The organism is Segatella copri (assembly GCF_026015465.1).
GTDB lineage: Bacteria > Bacteroidota > Bacteroidia > Bacteroidales > Bacteroidaceae > Prevotella > Prevotella copri_E.
The window spans coordinates 584,859-609,805 of sequence record NZ_JAPDUQ010000002.1; the positions used below are offsets into that span (position 1 = coordinate 584,859).

25 protein-coding genes, 10 tRNA genes and 1 pseudogene are annotated in these 24,947 nt (G+C 42.7%); 24 read left to right on the top strand and 12 right to left on the bottom strand.

Annotated features, from left to right (window positions below):
- Positions 1 to 360 precede the first annotated feature (360 nt).
- A complete protein-coding gene (locus ONT08_RS09410) occupies positions 361 to 456 on the bottom strand; it encodes a smalltalk protein (RefSeq protein ID WP_153072405.1) in 96 nt (31 codons plus the stop codon).
- 97 nt (positions 457 to 553) lie between these two features.
- Positions 554 to 1,228, bottom strand: coding sequence for a DNA-binding protein (locus ONT08_RS09415; protein WP_153138684.1), 675 nt, complete (start codon positions 1,226 to 1,228; stop codon positions 554 to 556).
- Positions 1,229 to 2,367: 1,139 nt separating this feature from the next.
- Between ONT08_RS09415 and ONT08_RS09420 the strand changes: the two genes are divergently transcribed.
- Positions 2,368 to 2,508: an N-acetylmuramoyl-L-alanine amidase gene (locus ONT08_RS09420; protein ID WP_006846531.1), complete on the top strand. Its 141-nt coding sequence runs from the start codon at positions 2,368 to 2,370 to the stop codon at positions 2,506 to 2,508.
- A 743-nt stretch (positions 2,509 to 3,251) separates the two neighbouring features.
- On the opposite strand, the gene ONT08_RS09425 is transcribed toward ONT08_RS09420, so the two are convergent.
- A complete protein-coding gene (locus ONT08_RS09425; RefSeq protein ID WP_264959770.1) occupies positions 3,252 to 3,893 on the bottom strand; it encodes an RloB family protein in 642 nt (213 codons plus the stop codon).
- Positions 3,894 to 3,898: 5 nt separating this feature from the next.
- On the bottom strand, positions 3,899 to 5,224 hold the full coding sequence (locus tag ONT08_RS09430; RefSeq protein ID WP_264959771.1) for an AAA family ATPase: 1,326 nt from the start codon (positions 5,222 to 5,224) through the stop codon (positions 3,899 to 3,901).
- A gap of 1,181 nt (positions 5,225 to 6,405) precedes the next feature.
- On the opposite strand from ONT08_RS09430, the gene ONT08_RS09435 reads away from it, so the two are divergent.
- The 18 genes from ONT08_RS09435 (at position 6,406) to ONT08_RS09520 (ending at position 13,163) form a co-directional block, all read left to right on the top strand.
- Positions 6,406 to 6,783, top strand: a complete 378-nt coding sequence (locus ONT08_RS09435; protein WP_264959772.1) for a single-stranded DNA-binding protein — start codon at positions 6,406 to 6,408, stop codon at positions 6,781 to 6,783.
- Between the two features lie 432 nt (positions 6,784 to 7,215).
- Complete coding sequence (locus tag ONT08_RS09440; RefSeq protein ID WP_264959773.1) at positions 7,216 to 7,566, top strand: hypothetical protein; 351 nt, start codon at positions 7,216 to 7,218, stop codon at positions 7,564 to 7,566.
- A gap of 20 nt (positions 7,567 to 7,586) precedes the next feature.
- Complete coding sequence (locus tag ONT08_RS09445; RefSeq protein WP_264959774.1) at positions 7,587 to 8,168, top strand: hypothetical protein; 582 nt, start codon at positions 7,587 to 7,589, stop codon at positions 8,166 to 8,168.
- 172 nt (positions 8,169 to 8,340) lie between these two features.
- A complete protein-coding gene (locus ONT08_RS09450; protein ID WP_264959775.1) occupies positions 8,341 to 9,093 on the top strand; it encodes a ParA family protein in 753 nt (250 codons plus the stop codon).
- Positions 9,094 to 9,098: 5 nt separating this feature from the next.
- Positions 9,099 to 9,443, top strand: coding sequence for a hypothetical protein (locus tag ONT08_RS09455; protein WP_264959776.1), 345 nt, complete (start codon positions 9,099 to 9,101; stop codon positions 9,441 to 9,443).
- A gap of 146 nt (positions 9,444 to 9,589) precedes the next feature.
- Positions 9,590 to 10,090, top strand: a complete 501-nt coding sequence (locus ONT08_RS09460) for a hypothetical protein (protein ID WP_264959777.1) — start codon at positions 9,590 to 9,592, stop codon at positions 10,088 to 10,090.
- A gap of 216 nt (positions 10,091 to 10,306) precedes the next feature.
- The gene (locus tag ONT08_RS09465) at positions 10,307 to 11,434 is read left to right on the top strand and encodes an AAA family ATPase (protein WP_264959778.1); all 1,128 of its coding nucleotides are present in this window, start codon (positions 10,307 to 10,309) and stop codon (positions 11,432 to 11,434) included.
- Between the two features lie 4 nt (positions 11,435 to 11,438).
- On the top strand, positions 11,439 to 11,957 hold the full coding sequence (locus ONT08_RS09470) for an RloB family protein (RefSeq protein ID WP_264959779.1): 519 nt from the start codon (positions 11,439 to 11,441) through the stop codon (positions 11,955 to 11,957).
- Between the two features lie 380 nt (positions 11,958 to 12,337).
- A tRNA-Ser gene (locus tag ONT08_RS09475) sits at positions 12,338 to 12,422 on the top strand.
- 6 nt (positions 12,423 to 12,428) lie between these two features.
- Positions 12,429 to 12,503: transfer RNA gene (locus ONT08_RS09480), tRNA-Arg, on the top strand.
- Between the two features lie 7 nt (positions 12,504 to 12,510).
- A tRNA-Ser gene (locus tag ONT08_RS09485) sits at positions 12,511 to 12,596 on the top strand.
- Between the two features lie 6 nt (positions 12,597 to 12,602).
- Positions 12,603 to 12,673: transfer RNA gene (locus ONT08_RS09490), tRNA-Gln, on the top strand.
- 9 nt (positions 12,674 to 12,682) lie between these two features.
- Positions 12,683 to 12,755, top strand: a tRNA-Phe gene (locus ONT08_RS09495).
- A gap of 9 nt (positions 12,756 to 12,764) precedes the next feature.
- Positions 12,765 to 12,846: transfer RNA gene (locus tag ONT08_RS09500), tRNA-Tyr, on the top strand.
- Between the two features lie 7 nt (positions 12,847 to 12,853).
- A tRNA-Gln gene (locus tag ONT08_RS09505) sits at positions 12,854 to 12,923 on the top strand.
- Positions 12,924 to 12,936: 13 nt separating this feature from the next.
- Positions 12,937 to 13,008: transfer RNA gene (locus tag ONT08_RS09510), tRNA-Arg, on the top strand.
- Positions 13,009 to 13,013: 5 nt separating this feature from the next.
- Positions 13,014 to 13,086, top strand: a tRNA-His gene (locus ONT08_RS09515).
- Positions 13,087 to 13,091: 5 nt separating this feature from the next.
- Positions 13,092 to 13,163, top strand: a tRNA-Thr gene (locus tag ONT08_RS09520).
- Positions 13,164 to 13,408: 245 nt separating this feature from the next.
- Here the strand turns inward: ONT08_RS09520 and ONT08_RS09525 are convergent.
- A pseudogene (locus tag ONT08_RS09525) lies at positions 13,409 to 13,688 on the bottom strand (hypothetical protein); the annotation flags it as partial.
- A gap of 1,697 nt (positions 13,689 to 15,385) precedes the next feature.
- On the opposite strand from ONT08_RS09525, the gene ONT08_RS09530 reads away from it, so the two are divergent.
- From ONT08_RS09530 to ONT08_RS09550, 5 genes are all read left to right on the top strand, one after another.
- Positions 15,386 to 15,763 (top strand): DUF2958 domain-containing protein, encoded by a 378-nt coding sequence (locus ONT08_RS09530; RefSeq protein WP_264959780.1) that lies wholly within the window; start codon positions 15,386 to 15,388, stop codon positions 15,761 to 15,763.
- A gap of 63 nt (positions 15,764 to 15,826) precedes the next feature.
- On the top strand, positions 15,827 to 16,408 hold the full coding sequence (locus ONT08_RS09535; RefSeq protein WP_264959781.1) for a ribonucleotide-diphosphate reductase subunit alpha: 582 nt from the start codon (positions 15,827 to 15,829) through the stop codon (positions 16,406 to 16,408).
- Between the two features lie 11 nt (positions 16,409 to 16,419).
- Positions 16,420 to 16,902: an SLOG family protein gene (locus ONT08_RS09540; protein ID WP_256624925.1), complete on the top strand. Its 483-nt coding sequence runs from the start codon at positions 16,420 to 16,422 to the stop codon at positions 16,900 to 16,902.
- Between the two features lie 378 nt (positions 16,903 to 17,280).
- Positions 17,281 to 18,561, top strand: a complete 1,281-nt coding sequence (locus ONT08_RS09545; protein WP_264959782.1) for an AAA family ATPase — start codon at positions 17,281 to 17,283, stop codon at positions 18,559 to 18,561.
- A 272-nt stretch (positions 18,562 to 18,833) separates the two neighbouring features.
- A complete protein-coding gene (locus ONT08_RS09550) occupies positions 18,834 to 19,676 on the top strand; it encodes an aldo/keto reductase (protein ID WP_301331963.1) in 843 nt (280 codons plus the stop codon).
- Between the two features lie 183 nt (positions 19,677 to 19,859).
- Here ONT08_RS09550 and ONT08_RS09555 read toward each other — a convergent pair whose 3' ends face one another.
- The 7 genes from ONT08_RS09555 to ONT08_RS09585 form a co-directional block, all read right to left on the bottom strand.
- Positions 19,860 to 20,213, bottom strand: a complete 354-nt coding sequence (locus ONT08_RS09555; RefSeq protein WP_264959783.1) for a ribonuclease H — start codon at positions 20,211 to 20,213, stop codon at positions 19,860 to 19,862.
- An 89-nt stretch (positions 20,214 to 20,302) separates the two neighbouring features.
- Complete coding sequence (locus tag ONT08_RS09560; protein WP_264959784.1) at positions 20,303 to 21,115, bottom strand: metallophosphoesterase; 813 nt, start codon at positions 21,113 to 21,115, stop codon at positions 20,303 to 20,305.
- Entirely contained in the window at positions 21,108 to 21,983 is an 876-nt protein-coding gene (locus ONT08_RS09565; RefSeq protein ID WP_264959785.1) for a nucleotidyl transferase AbiEii/AbiGii toxin family protein, read from the bottom strand. The genes ONT08_RS09560 and ONT08_RS09565 overlap by 8 nt, the downstream gene beginning before the upstream one ends.
- The gene (locus ONT08_RS09570; protein WP_264959786.1) at positions 21,980 to 22,543 is read right to left on the bottom strand and encodes a type IV toxin-antitoxin system AbiEi family antitoxin domain-containing protein; all 564 of its coding nucleotides are present in this window, start codon (positions 22,541 to 22,543) and stop codon (positions 21,980 to 21,982) included. The genes ONT08_RS09565 and ONT08_RS09570 overlap by 4 nt, the downstream gene beginning before the upstream one ends.
- A 219-nt stretch (positions 22,544 to 22,762) precedes the next feature.
- Positions 22,763 to 23,443 (bottom strand): DNA alkylation repair protein, encoded by a 681-nt coding sequence (locus tag ONT08_RS09575; protein WP_264959787.1) that lies wholly within the window; start codon positions 23,441 to 23,443, stop codon positions 22,763 to 22,765.
- A gap of 44 nt (positions 23,444 to 23,487) precedes the next feature.
- Positions 23,488 to 24,348, bottom strand: coding sequence for an aldo/keto reductase (locus tag ONT08_RS09580; RefSeq protein WP_264959788.1), 861 nt, complete (start codon positions 24,346 to 24,348; stop codon positions 23,488 to 23,490).
- Positions 24,349 to 24,369: 21 nt separating this feature from the next.
- Positions 24,370 to 24,885: a pyridoxamine 5'-phosphate oxidase family protein gene (locus ONT08_RS09585; protein ID WP_264959789.1), complete on the bottom strand. Its 516-nt coding sequence runs from the start codon at positions 24,883 to 24,885 to the stop codon at positions 24,370 to 24,372.
- Positions 24,886 to 24,947 lie beyond the last annotated feature (62 nt).

Here is a 24,947-nt window from a genome sequence, read left to right on the forward strand (position 1 = left end):
AATTTTTGATTATTCATTATGCGCCTGTAATCTAGGAGGATAAGCTATGTTCAACTCCCTTATTAGGCAATATATCTGCAAAAATACAAAAAATATTCAGAAAAGTGATTTTATGGATGGATTTTGTTGGCAGGGCGAACTTGATTTAACCTTATTTTATAAGATAGAGGGATATTGAGGGATTTTTGAAAAACCGAAATCCTTAATGACCTTAATGACCGTGACCTTAATGACCGGACCCTTTTGGGGGGATTGAAAATGATAATGACCCTTAATGACTTTGACCCTTCATGACCGGAATTCTCGGTAGAACGAAAATGACCACTCTCCTCATATTGAGGTGAGCGGTCGTTTTGGTTTTTATCCCATGCAGCTCGTTACTCCGAGCGTAGTAGCGATAGCGGTCAGTATGCTGATGGCTATCTGAAGAATTGTTTTCCAAGTGTTCGCTTTCATCTTTCTTAGTGTTTAATGTTTAGTGTTTTATGTTTACTTTTTTGGGGGGCGGATAGGTTGGGCTAGGGGCTAGCACCCTAGCCAGTCTATCCTTGGGCTATTCGAGGCCGTCGCCAGTATCGTCCTTGCCGGTAGTACCGCCGCCTGATTCAGAGCCTTGGCCATCGCTGCCGGTCTGACCGGTGTTTGAACCACCTGGGGTAGAACCGCCTGGCGTATTATCCGGAGTGGTTGGGGCGTTGAGGTCAACGTTGGTCTTACCCTCCTTAATCGCCTTGATAACGGCTGCCTGAGCGCTGCGGCTGGCTACGAGGTTGAACTCGGCGTCATCGCGAAGGTTCTTGAACTCCTGACCAGGCTCCCACTGAACCTTCACACCGGTGATGTTCTGCGAGGTGAACTTGTCAGCATCCTCGGCACCCTTTGAGGTGAGAAGGAGAGAGAAATCACCGAGGTCGCCCAGACGGATTTTCTTGCCCTCGAGCAACATCTCACGCATGCAGTCTACGGCGATGTAGAGGATGGCGCTGATGTCGGCTCTCGAATAAACACTACCATGAGAGGTGATGTGCTTGGCAAACTTCTCGATGGTCATGATGTCGGTGTACTGTGAGATGGCGAAAGCATTCTGCTTCTCGGTCTTCACGAGTTCCAGGTCCTTTGGGTCAGGGGTCTTACCCTCCTTCTTTGCCTGGTTGATGCGTGACTTCGCCTGGTTGATTTCCAGAAGATTTGCGTTCACGCTACGCATTACGATGCTGTAATTAATCATAGTCGTTTGTAGTATGTTTAGAGTCCTTTGTTTTGCAACTCCCCAGAACGCCCCGTTCCTGCCGTTTTCGGGGTCTTCATTGATGACCGGCGCCTGCCATCTTTTATAACCCGTGTAGGTCTTAAGAGAAGACCCGAGCAAGGCACAAAAGGCTGTTCTTTCGATTGCCGGTGCAAAGATACAACATTTTTGGGCAGAATGCAAGCTTTCACCCTGACTTTTTATGCAAGAAATGCTGTAAGTAGCTGTAATACAATAAGTTCTATTGATTTTCTGTCTGAACTTTATTGCAAATAACAGAAAACACGCAGAAAAACGTACAATGGAGAACTAAGAATGGGAAAAGCGGTCATTTCCGGTCATGGTCATTTTCGGTCATTTTCAAAATGAGTTGGGTCATTTTGAGCTATAGTAAATATAAATATATATTTATATTATACTATAGATGACCTTTTCTCCCCCGAAACGAAAATGACCGGAAATGACCATGACCGAAAATGACCGGAATATAATCCTCATAGTGATGGGAGATAATGAATTGTTAGATGCGCTAAAGTGTTGGTTATTAATATTATATATGATTTGTATGTAGTCTTGCTATAATTGTGTACGTATAAAATAATCTACATTCATCAGGTTCATATTCGTGCCTTATTGTTCTTCTTTTGCCTGTTTTCTACCTGTCATTTCTTCTATTTTTGTCAAAATTACCTACCTTTAGAGCATGATTTAGAGTCCGAGGAGGGGCATTTTTTACCCTTAGGAGAGGGGTAAAACATCTTCCTAACCCCCATATTTTGTATTTTTCCGTTAAATAACGTGATAAAATTCTTTGGTTTGCCAACTTTTTATTATCTTTGCTAGCAATTAACAAAATATTGACGTAGCAATAGTCCGGAAAGCTAGAAACTGCATAATAACAATACTAAGATGAAAAGAGATAACCTATTGTTATATAGTTATTTAGTATGTATATTTCGTGTGTGAAGTGAAGTCTGTATGTTTGGTTATGAATGGAATATATATTTACTTTTTAAATCATAGCATTCGCTTTTTATGCATTCTTCCAATACCTGTTTTCAGCGATGAAAAACGGAAAAATTAGAATTTTCTGATTACATAAACCCGTTTTTTAGCCCATGAATAGCCGATTTTGCACTTTAATTCATGCCCTCATTGAGCAGCTGAAGGAGGAATATCCATTAGCCACGATTCATGGTCATAATGAATTTGCCAACAAAGCCTGCCCCTGCTTTAATGTGAAGAAGGAGTGGGGCTAACAGATAGGGAACGCACTGCGTTCCCTATTTATACTTATTTCCCGATGCACCAAACGTAACCAACTGAATGTCAGTTATTTAACATAGGTTTGAGCCATATGAAAGCCGGGCTAAAATGTAAGGATTTTTATCTACTTAATTATCTGATATTCAGTACTTTTTAGTCCTACATTCCTACTTTTTTCAAGTATCTTTTTGAGCCCTTTTCTACGCCTTTCACTTTCCCACGCAAATAATGAATGTCATTGATTCTCAGTCGGTTAAAAGTTAACGCGCTATTTGTGAGCCGCTTTCCTTCTGAATGAAAAGAATGTTGATTATCAGCTACTTACGATTTTCGTATTTTCACTTGGTTTCACTTGATTTCATTCATTTTGTATGTCACTTATCTTTACAAACCCCCATTTTTAGGGGTTGAAGATTTAACATATTTAACCTTTGTAAACACTCAAAATCTGCATTTTCGTGCTAAAACGTGTTTTTTTATCATTTTTGAGAGGTCGGCTTTTATCTGAATAAATCTGCCATCGTCAGCTGGCATTGGATGTCATCAGAATAGCCGCCCGGCGCAAGTCCAAAGGAGGTGATCATCGTGATGAGTACCGTTTTCTCGGTGCCTGTTTCCCTGATGAAGGTCTCCCTTCGGTTGCGGATGCGGTAGTCCTCTTCTTCTGTAATAACGTAAGGGACGCTGGATTATTGCATCGTCTTGGAATGTATCTCACGACTTATCTGTACGGTCATTATCTGTCCATGATGCTTTTTGCAAGTAAATAAACTCTGGTTCCAGTAGTCTGCGGCCATCTGTCTTTTGGGTTTATATCCAGCTTTTCAGCTCTACATATAGCCTCTTCGACATGTGGAAGCAAGGTGGATGGATCATAGTCTGATTCCTGATAATGTCCCATCAGTTTGCGAAGATGATATTTCGTCCATGTACCATGAGTTGACAAGCGAGGATTTTCAAAGAGGTTCTTCTTATCCTCTTCCGAATAATCTTCGATGTCTTCAAGGTGCAATATCAGCCAAAGTTCGAAACATGGATTGCTCATGCAGAATCTGAGATTGCTGTTTTGCTGACATAGCTGTGCAATGTCGGCAAGCATCTTTTCCTTCCAGTCGTCACGATCGATAACAATCCACAGTTGGTCATCGTCCAAAATGTTGTATTCATCCATGAAATCCTTAATCTGGCGATGGACATTGGCAGGATTAGAATTGTCATCTTCTCGGTTTAGAACAACCAGCTGTACATTAGTTGCACATAGTTCCTGGCGCATAGCCTCGAAGTAAATGTTTTCGGTTGCTCTTCCTTCGGCAGCTATGACGATGAGTCGAGAAGATTTAACTCCTTCTATTCGTTGAAAGTCTTTTCTTTGTCTCATAGCTGTTACCATTTTAATTGACTTATAGGCGCAAAGAACGGAATGGCTCCATAGCGTCCTAATAGATAACCCTTGCGAACATCTTCACGAGGTTTGAATTCAGCCAAGGATGTAAGATGTGATGCTCCATCCTTTCCCTTCTCGACAAACCATACTTCGTCAGCTCTGATAAGGTCGAGGTTGAGCAGGTTGCATTCATGAGTGGAGAAGATGAGCTGAGTGTCTCTTCCAGACTCCAGTCCTGAAAAATAGCACTCTAAAATTTTCTGCGAGAGCATCGGGTGCATACTGCGGTCAATCTCGTCGATGAGATAATCAACTTCATTTTGCTTCAAATCGATGAGCATTGGGATGAAGTCAAGCAACCGGATGCTGCCATCAGATTCTTCGCTCAGATCAAATACAACCTCTGTGCCGGAAGTAAGATTCCGGTGGACAGCCTTCTGCTTGTAAATCTCATATCCTCCGTTGGCATTTACCTCGAATAGAAGCATTTCGCCTCCAACTGTGGCAGCCATGCTGTACGCCTTGCCGTTCTTGGCCTTACTGAGTATGTTGTCAAGCAAATCGGAAGACAAGTTCACATCTTCCTTCTTGATTTTATACAGGCGCACGTCTGAAATGCCCGTGTTGAAATAGGCAAGAAGTGAGCGTGTCGTTTCCTGCAGTTCTTCATTGTTTTCAGTAAGGAAAGAAATTCCCTGAAGTCGTGTGCTTGGGAAGATGATCTTCAAGCCGTCAGCAAACCAGTTCTTGGCCATGCGTATGGTTTCAAGTCCCTTGCCGTTTCTGCGCACATACTCTGACAGGAAGCTGGAATCAGAAGGAGTACTGTGGGCGATGAACTTCAGGAGCATGAATGTTTCTTCGTTTCCATCCACCTTGCCAAACGTGAACTCGTTGCCGGCAGCTGTAATCTTTCTGGTGAAAACTTCCTTGTCGGTACGGCTGTTGATTTCAAACAGCCATTCCTCCTTGATGCCTCCGATGGTGAACTCCATGCCATAGGCAAAGCACTTACCCTTGGTCTTGAACTCGATTTCTACCTTGGAGTTTTTCTCTTCGGTATCAGCAAGCTTGAAAGGTTCAACCTTGCTTTGCGGAAAGCTTCCATTGGCTATCTGCTGGAGCAGGGCAATGGCCTTGATGACGTTGCTCTTTCCTGAAGCATTAGCACCATACACGATACCAGCCTTCAGCACAGAAATATCATCACGCTTCTCTGCACGGGAAACATGAGACGGATGTGCGTTACTCTTACCTGCCACAAAGCTGATTTGAGTCTCATCCTTGATGGAATATATATTTTCAAATGTAGCTCTAAGTATCATAACAATGTCATTTTCTTATTAATACTGATGCAAAGATAAGCTTTTTCTTCGAAAAATGTATAGTTTAATGTCGAATACTTGCAAAAACACCGTATAATTAACACAAATTAGCTGATTTAAGACCTTTTGTTTGTCAAAAGCTGTCACTATTTATGGAAGTTACTGGTTGTATAAAAATACATTTATCCTGCAAAAACCTCCAAAATGTATCGATAAGACGTGGAAATCTATTGAAAAACGATAGATTTCCACGACTTATCGGCATGTTTTTGCGATTTTTATCCTAATATGGATGAGTTTTCCTCTCCATTTCGAATAACAATTCTTGCATTTCAGCAAGGAAAAATAGATTCTCCCAAAATCCTTGACTATATGTTATAAACAAGTTTATTTCGGCATATATACATATATGGTTTTCTTAAACTTGTAAACTTCCTGGTTTGAGTGGTTGTAAGAGGGTAGAGGTTTACTATTTGAGTTTGAAAGAACATGTATATATACATGGGTAAACTTAAACCTTAAACTTGTATGCTGTATGCGCCGTAAGCTTTGCCTTGGCAGCTGCTCTTTAGCTGGTTCAGGGCTTTGCCTTCTTCTCCTTACTGAAATTCCGTTTCCCTTTTAGTTTTACAATAGCTTCATGTCACAAAAGAATGGCGTTTTTGTGACAAAATCATTAGTTTGCCGCTTGCCTCAGGCATCATGCTTCTCTGCTCAGCTTCCCTCTACATGCAGATGCTTACCCTTGGCAGTCAGAGGTCTGATCGTTCTTTCCTTTGCTTAGCCATATTCATGATGAAGTTTGAGTTTTCCTGCTAGTCTCTTGAAACTTATAAGCCGTATTGCGCAACCAGTTTGATTGAACAACATCGAGGAGGATGCAGCTTTCTTTTACCCAACCAACTGCAGATATTTTCTACTTATCCTTTTCATTCATATTTTTGGACGAAGCATCCACACTTACTTTTTCCGCTGCAAAGTTAGTGCAAGCCACATTTCTGCAAGTACCAGGTGCCTTATTCTCAGAATTTTTTCAAAAACTTTTCCGTCTGCTGCTCATCCAAAAAACTTTTCCTGCCCAAGGGTGAAATAATTCGATAATTCCTTGCTTCCTATGTTTTCCTTGCCAACTCTGATAGCATCGTAAAAAATAAATGTTTCACTTCTAAAAATATTGAATTATGAAAAAGATGGAAAATTCTTTCGCAGTAACTGGTTTCGTAGGTAAGGATGCAAGCATCCATCAGTTTACAACAGCAAGCGTAGCTCGCTTCTCACTGGCCATCAGCCGCAATGAGAAGAATGGCGATGAAAACTCTCGCACTTCTGCCTTCATGAATGTAGAGGCTTGGCGCAAGAACGAGAATACCTCTTCATTCGACCGCCTGGTCAAGGGAGCACTCCTCACTGTAGAGGGCTACTTCAAGCCAGAGGAATGGCAGGATGCCGAGGGAGTCAAGCACAACCGAGTGATTCTCGTAGCCACCAAGTTCTACGAAGCTGTCGAGAAGGAGAATGCTCCTGATTCTCAGCAGGGCAAGCCCCAGAAGGATAAGTAAATCCTTCTCTCCAGATAAAAGAGCGGCCTTCGGGTCGCTTTTTTTGTGCTTATACTTCTTGTCATTTTAATCATTCTGCTTCATTTTAATACCCTATTAAAACGATGCAAAACCGTCAATAACCAACAGATATACAACAGGTTTTTCTATTTTATGCTTATACTTTTCCTTGCTGAAAGGATAGCCAGTTATAGGAGGATTTCATTCATCGACTTCTGGGAATAGGTAAGAATTCTGTTGCGAAGGTAATGGTTCTGTCTTATCTTTACAAGGTCAGGGCGCTGCTTTGCTGAAAAATCTCCACACCATTCGGGTAGTATTTTGCAGACAAAATCTTGTATGGATAGCCATAACACCTTCTGAATGCAACATAATTTTTAACCATCCCCGAAGTAGTTGATCTACGAAAGGGAGATAAAATCAGATGGCATTATGACAACAATGAAATCAATTCTCAGCCGACTTACCCAGGCAGTGAGCGGCACAGACAAGGAGTTCTTCAATGAAAAGGAGTTGAACCAGTTTGCTTCATTCTATCTTGATAAGTGGGATGAAAACACAAGCGAGGACGTGGTGGCAGAGTCTTTCGTGGACTATTGGTGGAACACCGACAGGGCTTGCAGACGATGCTCGGAATGTGGCAAGCTGATGCGTGAGGGTTATTGCGCTGACATGGGAGTAGCCTACTATTGCAGCAAGGACTGTCTGCATAGCGACTTCACGGATGAGGAATGGGCAGAGGAATGTGAATCCAACGACCAGAGTTATTATACAGAATGGTAATCAAATAAATATACAAGACAATGGCTAATCAGGCAACAACAACCTATAAGGTTACAGGAACCCAAAAGGCAGTAAGCAACCTTTGGAACACCCTTCAGCGCATGGAGGTGAACAGCAGGAACATCTGGCTGGATGACCTTGCAAAGCACTATGGAATCGACTATCAGAAGAAGCACATCTGTGTGCGTGGTCACATCTACTGGGCAGAGTATGAGGAGGATGAAGACACCAGTCTGCTTTCCTTCGAGACCGAAACTGCCTGGGATGCTTGCAATGACCTCTTCTTTGAGATAAACCGACTCCTGGATGATGAACTGAGCATTTCCTACAGATGCTGCGAGTGTGGATGTGAGGTCTATTACACCCACGATGAAGGCGATTATTTTCCCGAAGAATGTTGTGTCAGCGCATCCGGCGAACCATTCGAGGATTGTTGTGATGATGTTTACGGCACTATCGGAGAAGCCATCATGGAATGGACTTCCAAGACCGGCATTGAGCAGGGAGAGCGAACCGATGAGCAGATGATGGACTTCATCAATGAATATGAGTATGAGGACGATGACACCTATTTCTACATCCGCACCTTCACTTTTGAATAAATGATACCTCAAATCCTGACGTTTCCCCTGACACTTTGGGTTGTTAGGGGAAGCGTGAAGGAACTTTCGCCAGATACCCGTACCTTTGTACACGTTAATACATGTAGCCACGTACACGTGGAGCCATGTACACATGAATACGTTAATACATATATACAAAAGATTTTATATTATGTCATTGAAAATCATTACATTCGCCAATCATAAAGGTGGCGTTTCGAAGACCACCTCTACAGCCTCCATCGGGGCTTGTATGGCACGTATGGGCAAGAAAGTCCTGCTCATAGACCTTGACGGTCAGGCAAATCTTACCCTGTATTTCATCCCAAATGAAGATGAGGTGCAGGCAAGTATCTTTGACTCTCTGGTTGATGGCGCACCCCTGCCAGTGAAGCACGTCAGGGAGAACCTCGACCTCGTTCCTTCCTCCCTCGAAATGGCAAGCGCAGAGATTGCCTTGACCAATCTCCTGGCAAGAGAACAGCTGCTGAGCCGACTGCTCGAACCCGTGAAGCAGAACTATGACTACATTCTCATAGACTGTCCTCCATCTTTGGGAATCGTTACCACAAACGCTTTCCTTGCAGCTGATGAAATCATCGTTCCGATGACTCCAGAGCTTCTTCCTCTGAAAGGTATGAGAATGCTCGATCCCTTTGTCTCTACATTGCAGCGAGTGAAGCCGAACCTCAGACTGGGAGGAGTCTTTATCGCCAGATTCAACCATCGCAAGTTGAACAAGGTGGTTGAGCAAGCCGTGAAGTCCCGTTATGAGACTATCACCATGAAGACTCGCATCCGTGAAAACATCGCCCTGGCAGAATCGGCAGGCAGCGGTCAGAGCATCTTTGAATACGACCCTCAGTCGAACGGTGCGAAGGACTATCAGGCATTGACAGAAGAAATTATTTCACGTAATCAGTAAAGACTATGGCAAAGAAGAATATGGACATCCTGCTTGGCAACATTCTCGGAAAGGCTGCCATTCATCCGCAGGACAGATTTGACAGGTCTCCTGGGAATCTTCAGGAGCAACAGCCCCTATCTCCCAACCCTCAGACAGAGAGCGATTCGCCTACTGAAGACCCCTGGCGACATTTCTCCTTTATCTGCTCAAAGGAACTCGTTGACAAGGTTCAGAGCATCGCCCGAAAGGAAGGCTTCACCATCCGCTCCTTCATGGAATACGTCATGAAACAAGGCGTTGAAGCTTATGAGTCGAAATATGGTAAGGTCAAGAAAATCAGGACTAAAACCATCCGGGAAGTCATGTAGAAAATGTGGATGTGTAGCCATGTACACATGAATACATTGATACACATGTACGTTGATACATATATACATATAGACGTTGATACATGTCCACATGTGGATATGAATACAATGAAATTAAATAACATCAAAAACGAAAAGTCATGAAAATGAAAAAGTATCTTTCAATCGCCATCCTTCTGATGATGATGGCTTCACCAGTAGTATTCACCTCTTGCGGCAATGATGACCCGACGGAGGACATCGGAAATCCGGAAACAAAACTGGACGTTTGGACAGAGCCATTCCACATCATGGGTGCGAATGTGGATGAGGTCAAGAGCTATATGGCTCAATCCATGAAGCGTTACCGCCAGGTGGCTGAGACTTCCGGCGACAACATCCAGTTGACCTTTATGACTGGGCAGGGTAGTGAAGGCGTTCTTTACAGCTTCTCCCGTCTTGACGGTTCGCTCTATTCTGTCATTGATACGGAGCAAAGTGTGAACCGTGGGCTTGTCATTGACTATCTGAAGAAGCACTACACGCTTGTTTCAGCCGATGAAGCCAGCCTGCAGTACTGCTTCACCAACCAGGACAAATCCGTGGTGATTACAACCATGAAGGTTTCAGACACCTATTTCAATGTGAACTATTCATTGGTTTATTGATTGAGAAAAATAAGATTTCCACCATCAGAACTTCGTGCTTTGGTGGTGGTAGTTTTAGATGTCTGTGCGTGCTTGAAGGAGCATCCTGCTCTTTGTTGTGCTAAATAATAATAAAAATAACGTCTGATGAATATAAAAACAAGTTTTATTTCTTATATTTGCAATCAAATTACAAATATCGAGGTTAAAATGGTTTTAGAGATACGTTTAAGCAATATGTTCTCGTTTCGAGACGAGGTGACTTTGGACTTGCAGGCTGCCAAGATTCAGACAAAGAAGGCAAGGGAGCTTGAAGGTAATCTGTTTTCCGTGGATGGAGAACAGATGTTGAAGAGCGTTGCCTTATTTGGAGCCAACGCTTCGGGTAAAAGCAATGTGATTAAAGCCATCAGAGCTTGTGTGAACATGGTTCGTTCATCACATAATTATAATGTTGACACCAGGTTTGCCATCTCACCTTTCAAGTTTGAGGATTATGCCAACAAGCCAAGCTCTTTCTACATCCGTTTCCTGCTGAATGGAGTAGAGTATGAGTATTCCTTCTCCTTTATGCATGATGAAATCATCACCGAGACTTTGTTCTATTATCCGAATGGTCGTAAGTCGCTGGTATTTAGCCGTGATGAAAATAGAGGAACTGAGAAAAAGGACATCTATGAGTTTAAAACAGTCATCAAGCGTCCTTTCGATGTAGCTGACAATACATCGAAGAAGACACTCTATATTTCTCGTGCTAGCCAGATGGATAGGGAAATAGCCCAAAAGATTTTCCTGTTCTTCTGTAATGACATTGTGCTTGATTATCAGGTGGCTAACATTGATTCTCTGGATAATTTGTTCAAGGAACGAAAGGAGCAGATGCTGGAGGTGTTGAGAACGGCAGATAGCGACATCATTGACTTTAAGATTCAGAACAATGCCATCACGACGTTTCATCGTACCAACCCTTCCGTTGCGTTTGATTTCGAGACGGAAGAGTCGGAGGGAACCAAGACTTTGTTCCGGATGATGGTGAGGATGATTGGTATTATCCATGAAGGAAAGATGCTCCTTGTCGATGAGATAGATAACAGTCTCCATACCCAGCTTGTGGAATTTGTGATAGGTATGTTCAATCATAGCGACCATGCTCAGCTCATCTATACCACTCATAACACCCATTTGCTGAACACCGATTTCCAGCGAAGGGATCAGGTGTATTTCGTGAACAAGCGAGAGGATGGAAGCAGTGATCTATATTCTCTGTTTGATTTCAAGGATTTCCGGGACACGCTGGATATGGAGAAGGCTTATCTGCAGGGACGTTTTGATGCTATTCCTTATATTTCGACTCTAACACTTTAGGAATATGGAAAGAGTACAAAGAACTTCTAAAGGGAAGACGATGAAGCCCAACTATTTCGTCTTTTGCGAGGGTGAAACAGAGGTCGCTTATGTTGAAATGCTGAGAGCGCATTATCGTCTTCCTATTCATATCATACCTAAGCGTACATTGCTTAATGTTACACCTGCTCTGATAAGTAGGTGCAAGGCTAATTATGTGGAGACAAAGCATGATATGACATTCTTGATGTATGATTTGGATGTGCCTTCTGCTCTTAGCAGATTACAGAAGATACCTGGGGCTATACTGCTTTGCTCCAATCCTTGTGTTGAATTATGGTTGTTGTTACATTATACAGACCAACGTGCTGAAATCGGAAGTGCCGATTGCGTATCTAAGTTGTCTGGATATATTAAGCAATACAAGAAAGGCAAGTTATCCATTGAGGATAAATTAAGTTTGATGGACAATGTTACGATTGCCAGTAAAAGGGCAAAAAGATTGTCCCCATATAAGATCCTTCAACTACAATTTATGAGTTGATAGAAGAACTTGATAAGTTGAAGGGTAAAAATTAAAGGTTAGAGTCGGCTTTGTTTATATATAAAACCGACTTTAATCTATTTAGATATTCGTCTATTTTTCTTCCGCACATTCCACACACAGTGTATTCGCAATTGGAATTAGTTATGGATTTCCCCCATTCCATATATTATTTCATTGTATTCATGTGGACGTGAATACATGTATATATGTATAGGTGTGTACATGAATACACATTCAAAAGCCGTAAAATGCCGAAAAAGAGACTCTTTAAAGCCTTTTTTAGGAAAAATCATTCAAAAAACAACTTTTTTGAAACTTTTTTCTTGCTACGAAAAAAGACTTCACTCTCCCTTTCTACCTTTGCATCGTCAAAACAAGGAAGTATGGGTGAGCGGCTTAAACCAGCACACTGCTAACGTGCCGAACCGAAAGGTTCCGAAGGTTCGAATCCTTCTGCTTCCGCACATTGGCTCGTTAGCTCAGTTGGATCAGAGCACGACGCTACGAACGTCGGTGTCGGGAGTTCGAGTCTCTCACGAGTCACAACATTGGAGGTTTGGCAGAGTTGGTCTATTGCACCGGTCTTGAAAACCGGCAGGCGGCAACGTCTCAAAGGTTCGAATCCTTTAGCCTCCGCAAACTTGCCCTATCGCATAACGGTAGTGCAGCAGATTCTGGATCTGCAAGAGGTGGTTCGATTCCATCTGGGGCAACATCAGTAAGGAACTTTGGCAGACTTGGTGTATGCGCGGGACTGAAAATCCCGAGAACGTGGTTCGACTCCACGAGGCTCCACTTAAAAATTCGGGAGTGCTCCAGTGGCAACGAGGGTGGACTGTAAATCCGCTGTCTGATGACTTCGTAGGTTCGAGTCCTACCTCCCGAACTCAACTTGCCCTATGGTATAATGGTAGCACAACGGGTTTTGGTCCTGTTAGCGAAGGTTCGATTCCTTCGGGGCGACAAGTTAACAAACAACTCCATGGTGTAATTGGTAGCATGCCAGATTTCGGTTCTGGAGGTGGTGGTTCGAATCCATCTGGAGTTTATATGGAGTTTGTAGCTCAGTTGGTAGAGTGCCAGGTTGTGGCTCTGGTGGTCATGGGTTCGATCCCCATCAAACTCCCAAATGCTTCAATAGCACAGTGGTAGTGCAGCTCCCTTGTAATGAGCAGGTCGTAGGTCCGAATCCTACTTGAAGCTCTATATAAGAAAGGCTTCTCTTCAGGCAGTTTTGCTTGAAAAGAAGCCTTTTAGCTTTCTTGTAAGACGAAGTCTCGTTGATGTCCACTCATATTTTCTCCTCCTTTATCCTTACACAAAGTTCAGAATAGATTTGAGTCTGTCCTGTACCTTGTTGAGCACCTGGATGGTGTCTTCGTTATTCTTATCCTTCTTGTTTTCAAGAAGAATGATAGCCTTCTTTATCAGCTTGCAGTCCTCTATGGATAAAGGCATTTCAGTGATAGAATAGTTAGGGTCAGCGTATCTGTAGTATATTCTATCATAAACCTCGATGGGAGCATTGTAGCCCAGTTTGTCAGATCTCATAATCTGTATATCCATCTGAACAGTTCTGGCGCATACTCCTTTGGTGATTCCCTCCATGTCGTAGAGAGCGTCGCTACATGCCTCCACGAGATCATCGAGAGTCCATCTTCTGTATCTGTTTCTTAAACAGTTGTCTATAGTTTTGTACCTTATTAAGGCATTCTTATTTGCTGGCATAGTTCTTTCATTTTAAGCGTAAAAAAATGGTTGGATTTCATCCAGCTTTTTCTCGCCATGTCAGAGCTGAAGCCAAGCATTTGGCTAAAAAGAAAAAGTTGGATTCTCCCGGCAAGGAAACTCCAACTCTTTCGTATTATCTTTGTTCTCTGTGGGGCACGCTGCTACGATGCCCGATAGAAATAACTATGCGAATAATGATGTGGGAATCCTATACCGGCTGTATCTGATGTACTTGATGTATGTACATAACTATTCCGCTCAAAGCGTCGATAGCTCTGAACGAATGATTGTGATGTTATGTGCATATTTAAATTCATTTCCGTATAGGATTTATATATTTTTACTTTTTATTTGTCTAATTCGGGTGCAAAGATACAAAAATAGTGCGAAATCTTTTTGCGTAGCAGCAAAAAAATGGTATAAACATGCGTATTTTAACCAAAATGAGCTGTTCTTATAGTGATAATTGGCTGATTTTCCCTGATAATGCTTCGCCCCACGCCATGAAGGATGCTACTGGAGTTCCACCTAATAGACTTTGCATTTATGTCAGCAGAGCATGACGTAAGTGCAAAGCTCCTCAGTCGGAAGGTGCCCACGAAACAACATCCGGTAGCTTACAAACTGAGTAGGTGGGACGCAAGCGATTCCCACTTAATCAGTTTGTAAGCTACTGCATATCCATTCGTCGAGAAGGGCACTGGCTCACAGCATCCTCCTTCATTTTCCCTCCCTTACACCTATTATACTATCCTGGTCTTCATCTTTATAAGCATTCTGTCTTCCTCTTATAAAATGTATTCATGTGGACGTGAATACATATATACATGGATAGGTGTGTACGTGTACACATGAGTACACCTTAAATCCTCATACCATGATGAGTAGCAGGCCTTTATAGATTTGCATTTTTATAAACAAGATGATAATGCTTCGCCCCACACCATGAAGGATGCTACTGGAGTTCCACCTGATAGACCTTGCATTTATGTCAGCAGAGCATGACGTAAGTGCAAAGCCCCTCAGTCGGAAGGTGCCCACGAAACGACATCCGGTAGCTTACAAACTGAGTAGGTGGGACGCAAACGATTCCCACTTATTCAGTTTGCCACTACTGCATGTCCATTCGTCGAGAAGGGCACTGGCTCACAGCATCCACCTTCATTTTCCCTCCCTTCCACCTTTTATAATATACTGGTCTTCCTCTTTATAAGCATTCTGTCTTTCCTTATAAATCTTTCGGCTTTCCTTCTTTATAATCTTCGCCCACGCCATAGTCCAGTAAGCATGAACAGTTAGCCAGGGTGTTGTTCTTTCGCAGGCCGATTTTATCGACTTACGAAGGAACAACACGCTGGCTTTTAAAACTGTTGATACTTGCTTGGACTATTCCCACCCGGCTTTTCTATCCCTGCAGTCATTCCCTGTTATACTTTTTCTTCTTACTGAAACCAGAAGGTTTTGATTCCGTATCGTCTTTGGGATTTCGGGATTCTTTTTCTGCAAAGTTATCGCGTATCTGGCAAATAGCAAGTCGTGATTCGGTAACAATCTTCCTTTTCCATGTAACATGCAAAAGAGTATTCTTCCCATCAGACTTGCCTTATTGCCTTGTACGCACTTTGAAAAGCAGAAAAAGCTTCCCGATCCCAAGTCCGAAAGGACTTAACGAAAGGGAGAAAAAAATAGAGACTATGGCAAAAGATTTCAACAACCGCCTGATTACTCCAGAATTGGAGAAGGCAATGCAGGACTATCCGCTCTATTCCCAGGATAGCAAGAAGAAGGATGCAGTTTGCATCGCAGTGTTTATCATCGGCAACGCTCGCTGGTACATTCTTGAAGGACAGCGAGAGAATGATGATTTTGTGCTCTTTGGCATCGTTGTAGGTCTGGCTGAGACTGAGTACAGCTACATTTCTGCCAATGAAATGGCAAGTGTGGAGTTGGACGCAACCAAGTTCGGACTCGGCAAGGTCAGAGTGGAGCAGAGAAAGCCATTCCAACCATGTCAGCTTTCTGAAATCATCGACAGAGAGTTGCAGTCTTTCCTCAACAGACTTTACGATTGAAAACATTTTCTCGGTGGGTAGTGGCTGATGGCTACTACCTGCCAAGTAACAACAATTAAAGCTATGAACATGGTACAGGTTTACCTCAAGGGACAGGAGGATAAGGAGTTGAGCAGCTTTTTGCGCTATTATCCGGTACGTATCAAGAATATCGGTATGGATGCTTTCTTCGACCGCCAGGTTATCTATGATTTCAAGGATGGTCGAAACCATGCTGATGTGGCGAAGTGCGTGGCAAAGATGCTTGTCAAGAAGTTTGGTCGTAAGGTTCGCAGCGTTGTCTTCTCTTGCGTTCCTGCAAGCAGTCAGGAGCGTAACGAGGCACGCAACAAGAACTTCTCTGAACTTGTCTGCAAGTTTTCCGGAGCAATCAACGGCTTTTCCTATGTCAAGGTTGTTGGCGAACGTACCGCAGTTCATGGCACTAAGGTCAAGAAGGATGAGCGAGAAAAGCGTTTGAAGGAAAAGAATAATATTGAGGTGGATGCGAACTTCTTCAAGAACAAGATAGTCTGCATTTGGGACGATGTGGTCACTACCGGCACTTCATTCAGTGCCTACACCGCACAATTAGAACAAGTAGGGGCGCACGTAACAAACGGCATTTTCCTCGGCAAGACATCATATAAATATGTACAGCAATGAAAAGAAAGAATATGACAAAGTTTGACAAGGCTGTTTCGGCAGCCTTTACAGGCCATCGCTTTTACAACTTCTCTCAGCAGGAGGTCATAAGAGAGCGATTGACCAAAGCCATCCTCGAAGCTTACGAGCATGGCATCAGTAATTTTATTTCGGGATTCGCCATCGGTATTGACTTGATGGCAGCCCAGATAGTGCAGTCGCTGAAACCTTCCTGCCCAGGAATGACGCTTACCGCAGCCATTCCTTTCAGAGGTCAGGCAGACAGGTTCAAGCCCAGCGATAGGGTGGTTTATGATGGATTGATGGCTTCAGCAGATGAGGTGATCGTCCTTTCTGAATACTATTACACCCGATGTTTTCTTGATAGAGACGAGTTCATGGTTGAGAATGCGTCCCTTCTCATTGCCTTCTATGATGGGAGAGAGAAGGGTGGAACCTACTACACTTTCAAGAAAGCCAATAGTTTGGGCATTCCCGTGGTGAATATATATTGAATAACTCGTAAAATATCAAGCTTATGAATGAATTTGTTGACATCATCGTTATCTACATCGTTTTCCGTGCCATCCTCGCCTTCCTGGGCGCATGGTGGCATGGTGACGGACGCAACGATTTCAGACGAGACCGATAAAGGGATTGGTCTCGATAGTATTGCCAATCATCGTGGTGAAACCGCCTGGCAGACCGAAGAGTGTAGAATACCACCATTTATGCATCCATCAGTTTCCCTTATCTGCGATGCCTTGAAAGATTCATTTCTACGTTACATTGGCTTTTCTGAAAAATATTCTTAAATTTGATACTGAAAAACTGTATATTTCATCTTTTCTTTGTATTTTTGCAAAAGAATTACGAATTTTAGCACGAAAGATATGATATTACAATTTAAAGTAAAGAATTTCCTTTCTATAAGAGAAGAGCAGACGCTGGATTTTACGGCTTCTGCTGACAAAACGTATGAAGACTACGCTGTTGTTAAAATAAAAGGTGTTCGCATTTCCAAATTGGGTGTTGTTTACGGACCAAACGCATCTGGCAAGAGCAACATCCTCAAAGCTTTGGCTTGGTTCATTTTTTATTTGGTTGCAAGTCGTTCCAAGAAACCTGGTACAGGCACAGGACTGACACCATTCATGATGGATGAGGATAGCCGAAACCAAAACTCATCATTTGAATTGATTTTCTATATTGGTGATGTCAGATATGAATATTCCGTTGTCTTGAACAACCAAAAGATTTATAAGGAAGAACTGTACTTCTATCCCAATAACCGCCGTGCGCTCTTTTATGAGCGTACTTGGAATGAGGACAAGAGCAATTCTTCGATTTCTTTCGGACCATTGCTGAAGTTGTCTGCAACACAGAAACTGTTCATAGAGTCAAATTGTATTTCCAATGCTATGGTACTCACGACCTATAAGAATGCAAACGTTGAAAAGAATGTTGAACTTGACAAAGTCTTCAATTATTTTGAAAGCGAGTTCATGCCTTTGCTCAGCAAGAATGATAATCTTGGACAGTTAGCTAACGATGTGGTAAGATTGGATGCTGACAGCAAGAAGTTTATCTGCGAGATGCTTGAAAAGGCTGATTTCAACATTTCCGACATATACATCAAGGAAGAAAAAGGTGAGGTTTCTGAGGAAGCAATGGAGAAGTTCAGAAAGATAGCAAAAATCTTACATATCTCGGAACCTCAGGACAAGAGCATATCTACAGAAGAATTGTTCTTCACCCACAAGACTCCTTTCTATACGGGAAGTCTTTCTAACATGGTGGAATCGGAAGGTACCAACCGTATGTACGGTTTGTCGGCATTGTTATTTACACTTATCAAAAACAATCAGACATTGCTGTGTGATGAGTTGGAGAACTCGCTGCATTACGACCTGTTCACCCATATTATCAAGACATTCCTTGTAAATTCAGACCGGGCACAATTGATATTCTCTACTCATAGTCTTATGCTTCTTGACGAGGATTTTATCCGCAGGGATATGGTGTATTTTGCCAGCAAAAACGAATCGGGAGCGACAGAGATTTATCGTGTCAAGGATTTCGGTCTCCATAAGGAAGTGTCCATCCTCAATGCTTACAGAGCTGGAAAGTTGGGAGCGAAGCCTCAGTTGGGCAGTATATTTATTGACGAATAAGAAAGGAGGTTAACATGGAACAGAGACCGCTTGAATATACCGTCAAAATCTATTGTGAGGGTTTTACTGAATGGTACTACTTTGAATGGTTGCGCACCATCCATCTTACTCCTGCAGAATATCGCAGGGAAATTTACGGGACTGCAAAGCGATGGCTAAAATTGAAAAGGTACTCTATGATAATGCAAATATACAGAACTCTGCTATGCGAAAAAAGCTGTAACTTTGCACCGTCAAAAAAAATAGTTGAAATTTAAAAAATTAGTTTAATTATGGAAAAGGAAATATTATTGAATAATGGAGTGAAGATTCCTACACCGGGTTTCGGAACGTTTCTTACTCCTGATGGAGCAACCTGCGTTGAAGCTGTGAAAGCTGCCATCGCTGCAGGCTACACCCACATCGACACCGCTGCTATCTATAAAAATGAGAAGAGCGTGGGCGAGGGAATCAAGGAAAGTGGAATCAAGCGTGAGAATCTCTTTGTTACCAGCAAGGTTTGGAACACAGAGCGTGGCTACGACAAGACCTTGAAGGCTTTTGACAAGACTTTGAGCGATTTAGGTCTCGATTATCTCGACCTCTACCTCATCCATTGGCCAGCCAACGAGTTGCAGTTTGGCAAGGATGCAAATCATCAGAATGTAGATACTTGGAAAGCGATGGAGCGTCTGCATGAAGAGGGCTTGATTCGCAGCATCGGTCTTTCTAACTTCATGCAGCATCATGCAGAGCCAGTAATGGCGAAGGCAAACATCTGTCCAATGGTTGACCAGATAGAGTATCATCCTGGATTCACCCAGAAGGAATGTGTTGAGTTCTGCCAGAAGAACAACATTCTCGTGGAAGCATGGAGCCCATTGGGAAGAGGTAAAGTCTTGGATAATCCTCTCTTGAAGTCGATTGCTGCCAGCCATGGCAAAAGTGTAGCTCAGGTAGTTATCCGTTGGGTGATGCAGACAGGCGTGCTGCCACTGGCAAAGTCGGTTACTCCAAGCCGAATCAAGGAAAACATCGATGTATTCGACTTTGAACTCTCTCAGCAGGAAATGTTTGAAATAGCATCGCTGAAGGCAGACAGAATAGGTGCAGACCCAGATACATGTGACTTCTAATACGGTATGGTTTGGAGTGAAATGCTCTCAAAACATATAAGATGAAAATGTAAAAAGTAACGGAAATAATTCATATTCTCCGTAACTTTTTACATTAACCATATTTGGGGTCAGACATCTTGAATAACCCGAAATCCTTAATGACCTTAATGACCTTAATGACCGGAAAAAGCCCCTAAACATTTATTTATTTTTCTGGTGAAACACCTTCCTTGTCTTGGCCATTGCTTCCGTAGCCCTATCGTGGGTTTCTATCAGCAGTGGACTCTTGTGATATTGCACAATCTTGACCCCGACTGAGTTGTGCCTTTTCTTTTCCTCGATGCATTGAATGATCAAGTCTGGATTGGCTGATTTAGCCGTTGGAGTCTTGTCAAAGTTCTGAATATAGGCGGCATTGGTCAGAAAGAGAATGTCGGAACCTTCCGGTATTTTCTGCATTACTTTCACCATGAGGGTTAGCATCATGCGGAACTCCGTGGTGTGCAAGTCGCTGATTACATCACGACTGATGATGTTGCCGTTATGCTCAATCACAACGGCAGCACCACCAGCTCGCTCTTTATGGCCATAATCGCATGAACCACCTATCTAAACGTAATATATAGATGTATCTTGTGTCATAATTATTTCAACTCATAAAACTCCATAATATCCAGCATCTTGAACAATGTACCATCAATAGAAGAATGCCAGCTTTGATGAAAATGTCCGTAACACCAATGAGTGACATGCTGCTGATGTTCTTTCAGAGTTTCATACAGACTATTCATAACTTCACGTTCCTGCTGTATGTCTGATATCAGAGTTTTGTCGTTGCAAGTCCATTTGCTTATCCCTTCCTTGCTTAATAATTCGCAGAAGGATGGAGACGTATGTGTTATTACAATGTCAACTTTCTGCTCAGACAAAATCGACATTAGTGCTTCTTTATTATAAGTCGGCGATTCGCTCTGCCAATAGTATGATGGAGAAAAATCGTCAACGACTTCCGTGTTACCAAAACGTAGCCGCTTTTGTTGCTCCTTACTCCATGCTTCAAGCCTATACGTACGATCAATCGATATGGCTCCTCCTACACAGAGAATCGAATGGTTGCAAGCGTTGATTACAGAATAGTCTGGAATGGCAATGAAACGTTTGTGCTTAAAGCTTTTCCCATCAAAATACGCCGGGTTGTCATGATTGCCTCTAATGAATACAATCCAATTATTGGCATCATTCATACGTTTGGCGTTTCTTTTCACCATATTATCATAGTAGCCTCTCTTGTCAAAACCAAATCCACAATCACCTGCTACAATAACTAACGTGTTTTGCATTTGATATTGCACACAAATTTTGTTCACGAGGAGATTAAAGTCGCCGTGAATATCTCCAGAAACTACTACGTTATTGCATTCTGGAAACTGATATATATCGTATTTTCTGCTATTCATCTTTCATGTTCTCCCAAAACGGAAGAAGTCTTTGCTGTAAAAACGCTATCACTTCAGTAAAAGGCAAGATGTCAGTGGACGTTATTTTACGTATGAAAGCAGTCCATCTGACCTGCATTTGCTGATTGCTGCCAAACTCTTTTCTGAAAAACATCGTGTTCTCATTATAAGGTGTGTGGCGATTTTCAAATGTATGTTTGATAGCTTCCTGTAATATTATAGGATTATACTTTTCATTCTGCAAGATTTTGTAGAGATCATAATAATCCTTCATTCGACTACTTTGGTCTGCAAGATCCACAATTGCGTGCATCTTTTCGGCAATGACCGTTTCAAGCGAGTAGGCCAGAATATTGGCACTCGGCAGATGTTCAAGCAATACAGGATAATCAAGATCTATTGGGGAAGGTGTTACCACATCACCAAAACCAATATCCATTGTTAAAACCTGGGCAATGGTGTCCATCTTGACTGGAATGCTGAGCCTAATCCCATGATAGTCTTTGAACTCTGTTATATTTTGTGCTGTAATGTGCTCCGTGTCAAATATTACGCCATCTTCCTCGTATGGCACAGAACAAATTTCTCTGAACGCTGCAATTATAGAAGAGCCTTCGTTGCTGATATTATTGCCAAGGAAATCTATATCCAATGTAGGACGAGCCGCAAATTTTTCGTAAGCATACATGAGTGCACCTCCCTTTAGATAAAAGTTTCCTCTATAATGAGTCTGCGATATTCTGTAGAGAAGCCTCTCTTGAAAATACCGAGTTAGGATAGTCTGATTAAAGACGTTTTCCTTTCTTGCAACGTTCAGCAATTTTGTACGTATTGACTTCCCGTAGTTTTTATTTTGTTCTTTACTCATAGCTTCACTTGTAGATAATTTTCCAAGATATTGCCAACACGCAATTGCCTGGCATAATCCATTAGTTTACTGATATTTCTTTCTGGTCTGGAAAGATAGTTATCGATGATTTCAGAACAGACATCAATGCCCACCTTGTTGCGGAACTTTACTGCATCGCATACGCATCGTTCTACATCATATACCTTTACCTTAAATCCATCTATGACTTTCTCCATTACGCCGATTTCAAGAATATTGGAAGTATAGTGATGGAGCTCTATCTTTGGGAATGAAGGTATCTTGACCTTTCTATCCCTTTTGATAGCGACATGATAAGCCTGCGGCATGGATGTCGTAAGTTGATGGATATTCCAGGCAGACCAAAGGCAGAGAATACCATTTGGGACAATAGACTCAATATCAACCATACATGCTGACAATTGGTCTATGTTAGCATATACGCCACGGCAAACCTGAATCAGTTCACCTTGGCGAGCGGCTTCCAGCATCTTGTAGTAAGCTGTTCGTCCTTGTACTTTGACGCTTGCAGATGATATGAATGAATTCTTTGTTTCCATAATTGTTCTCCTAATTTTGGTACAAAAGTACCACAAATATTTTTAATTGTGGTACTTTTGTACGGAAAACTTTTAATATCCTCTCTTTTTTAATACATTTCAACAGTTTTATAGCTATTTTAGTACAAAAGTACCACAAATATTGCTAAGTGTGGTACTTTTGTACGGGGTAATAGAATGGACAATGCATGGTTATTTGCCTATTCCTAATTTTTCCTTTTATTTTATCTTCAATGTCCGCAGATATTCCTTCTGCTCGGGTGTGATTCTGTAGCTCTCGATGGCCTTCTGGATGGTCTTGTTGTGCGTCCAGGGAGCAAGGCGGTTTTGCTCGATGTAGGGAATCGTTGCGTCCCATTGCTTGGCAAGAGCCGTGGAGAAGAACCAGGCTATCATCATTTTTACGTAATACTCTTCGCTCCTTACTGATGCAGGAATTTCAAAATACTCTGCCTTGAAGTCTTTGTCCAGGTAATGAGACATAAGTGTCTCTATTCCAAAGCGACAAGTATAAACATGTGACGATTTACTCCAAGTCTTGATTTTCGCCAATAACTCCTCCTTATGTTTGGCAAACACCTTCGGAGACATGATGTCGCAAACTGCCCAGTTGTCCACGAAAGGCAGGAAGGTGTCTGTCAGACGAATACATTCCTCGTAGTCCTTTACCTCGGAAATGAGGAGACCGTGAAGCATGTTCTCATCGTAGTATACGTGAGGCAGCTGATGAAGGAAATCCTCACATTCTGCCTCCTTTGCAAATTCTTTTGCGAACTTGCGGAGCACAGGCACACGAATGCCTATGAAACTCTCCACAGGCACTCCCGGTGTCAGTTTGGCTTGGAAAGCAGCATACTGCTTATCCTGCATGGCGAACAGCCTTTCTTGAAGTGAAGTCATAAATTCTTTGTTTTACATTGAGCCATAGTTTGAGCGATAGTTACTTATTCTGTAGGTTTCACCACAGCTCTCCACTCCATAAACTGCTTGGTTGTTTCTCCGCTATGATGGTCGAGGAAGAGGCTGTTGGCGGTGTCAAGCGCAGCAATCTTCTGCATGTCCTCAGCATCGAGTTCGAAATCGAAGAGGTTCAGATTCTCCTGCATTCGTTCCTTGTGAACGGTCTTCGGGATGATGATTACATCGCTCTGCAACAGCCAGCGCAAGGCTACTTGTGCAGCAGTCTTGCCGTATTTCTCGCCAATCTGGGTGAGGGTAGGGTTGGTGAACAGTCCGTTCTGACCTTCTGCCAACGGAGCCCACGCCATGAGACGGATGCCAAACTCATCCATGAATCTGCGGGTCTCGTGCTGCTGGTTGAACACATGCGTCTCCATCTGGTTCACCATTGGTGCAATCTCCATGTTGGAAGCCAGGTCTATGAGATGATCAGGGAAGAAGTTGCTCACTCCGATGGCACGAACCTTTCCTGCCTTGTAAGCCTTTTCCAAATCGCGATAAGCACCGTAGCGGTCGCAGTAAGGCTGGTGGAGGAGCATCAGGTCGATGTAGTCGGTCTGCAGTTTGCGCAGACTCTCGTCGATGCTTTTCATGGTCTGTCCATCGCCATAGTTGGAATGCCAGACCTTGGAAACGATGAAAATCTCATCACGGTTCACGCCGCTCTTCTTCCATGCATTGCCCACCGCTTCCTCGTTGAGATAAGCCTGCGCAGTATCTATCATCCGATAGCCCACGCTGAGAGCATCCAGCACACAACGCTCACACTCATCAGGTTCCACCTGATAAACACCATATCCCAGTTGTGGCATTTCCACGCCATTGCTTAACTTTATCTTCTTCATAATCAATATGTTTATGTTCGTTTATTCCATTCTGCCATATTTCATTTCCACGCCTTCCTTATCATACTGCTTGCGTTTGCCGGTTGGTGGCTCAGTAAGCGTGATGCGAACTACAGCCGTGCGTGATAGGGAACGGGCGATGCTCTGGTCGAAAGCATCCATGTGTTGAGGAAGGAAACGCTCACAGATCAATCGGAGACCATGAATCTTCTCTGCATCCTCGGTCACGATTTCTGCCTTGCCGAATGCAATGGCTGATTTGAACTGCAGGGTGAAACTGCCGTCCTTCGGACCAACCGTAGGCGCACAACGGGTTACGGCTGAAAGGCAAACCTCGGGATGAACCTTGATTGCCTCCAACTTCTTGCCTTCCAAGGCACCATGAAAATACCAATTCACATCATCATCTGATGCGAGTGACAGGGGTAAACCATAAGGCTTGCCTTCTTCGTCAATAAAACTGACAGTTATATACGGAGCCTTGTGCATTACTTCCAATGCCCACCGACTATCCATTGCTCTTGATTCTTTTCTCATTTTTATCCTATTATTTTATATCTGTTATACTAAACACCTTTACCATATCAGAAAAAAATACA

Coding starts and splice junctions, on each gene's coding strand:
- ONT08_RS09410 (WP_153072405.1), bottom strand. CDS start 456: ATGAAAGCGAACACTTGGAAAACAATTCTTCAGATAGCCATCAGCATA.
- ONT08_RS09415 (WP_153138684.1), bottom strand. CDS start 1,228: ATGATTAATTACAGCATCGTAATGCGTAGCGTGAACGCAAATCTTCTG.
- ONT08_RS09420 (WP_006846531.1), top strand. CDS start 2,368: ATGAATAGCCGATTTTGCACTTTAATTCATGCCCTCATTGAGCAGCTG.
- ONT08_RS09425 (WP_264959770.1), bottom strand. CDS start 3,893: ATGAGACAAAGAAAAGACTTTCAACGAATAGAAGGAGTTAAATCTTCT.
- ONT08_RS09430 (WP_264959771.1), bottom strand. CDS start 5,224: ATGATACTTAGAGCTACATTTGAAAATATATATTCCATCAAGGATGAG.
- ONT08_RS09435 (WP_264959772.1), top strand. CDS start 6,406: ATGAAAAAGATGGAAAATTCTTTCGCAGTAACTGGTTTCGTAGGTAAG.
- ONT08_RS09440 (WP_264959773.1), top strand. CDS start 7,216: ATGACAACAATGAAATCAATTCTCAGCCGACTTACCCAGGCAGTGAGC.
- ONT08_RS09445 (WP_264959774.1), top strand. CDS start 7,587: ATGGCTAATCAGGCAACAACAACCTATAAGGTTACAGGAACCCAAAAG.
- ONT08_RS09450 (WP_264959775.1), top strand. CDS start 8,341: ATGTCATTGAAAATCATTACATTCGCCAATCATAAAGGTGGCGTTTCG.
- ONT08_RS09455 (WP_264959776.1), top strand. CDS start 9,099: ATGGCAAAGAAGAATATGGACATCCTGCTTGGCAACATTCTCGGAAAG.
- ONT08_RS09460 (WP_264959777.1), top strand. CDS start 9,590: ATGAAAAAGTATCTTTCAATCGCCATCCTTCTGATGATGATGGCTTCA.
- ONT08_RS09465 (WP_264959778.1), top strand. CDS start 10,307: ATGTTCTCGTTTCGAGACGAGGTGACTTTGGACTTGCAGGCTGCCAAG.
- ONT08_RS09470 (WP_264959779.1), top strand. CDS start 11,439: ATGGAAAGAGTACAAAGAACTTCTAAAGGGAAGACGATGAAGCCCAAC.
- ONT08_RS09530 (WP_264959780.1), top strand. CDS start 15,386: ATGGCAAAAGATTTCAACAACCGCCTGATTACTCCAGAATTGGAGAAG.
- ONT08_RS09535 (WP_264959781.1), top strand. CDS start 15,827: ATGAACATGGTACAGGTTTACCTCAAGGGACAGGAGGATAAGGAGTTG.
- ONT08_RS09540 (WP_256624925.1), top strand. CDS start 16,420: ATGACAAAGTTTGACAAGGCTGTTTCGGCAGCCTTTACAGGCCATCGC.
- ONT08_RS09545 (WP_264959782.1), top strand. CDS start 17,281: ATGATATTACAATTTAAAGTAAAGAATTTCCTTTCTATAAGAGAAGAG.
- ONT08_RS09550 (WP_301331963.1), top strand. CDS start 18,834: ATGGAAAAGGAAATATTATTGAATAATGGAGTGAAGATTCCTACACCG.
- ONT08_RS09560 (WP_264959784.1), bottom strand. CDS start 21,115: ATGAATAGCAGAAAATACGATATATATCAGTTTCCAGAATGCAATAAC.
- ONT08_RS09565 (WP_264959785.1), bottom strand. CDS start 21,983: ATGAGTAAAGAACAAAATAAAAACTACGGGAAGTCAATACGTACAAAA.
- ONT08_RS09570 (WP_264959786.1), bottom strand. CDS start 22,543: ATGGAAACAAAGAATTCATTCATATCATCTGCAAGCGTCAAAGTACAA.
- ONT08_RS09575 (WP_264959787.1), bottom strand. CDS start 23,443: ATGACTTCACTTCAAGAAAGGCTGTTCGCCATGCAGGATAAGCAGTAT.
- ONT08_RS09580 (WP_264959788.1), bottom strand. CDS start 24,348: ATGAAGAAGATAAAGTTAAGCAATGGCGTGGAAATGCCACAACTGGGA.
- ONT08_RS09585 (WP_264959789.1), bottom strand. CDS start 24,885: ATGAGAAAAGAATCAAGAGCAATGGATAGTCGGTGGGCATTGGAAGTA.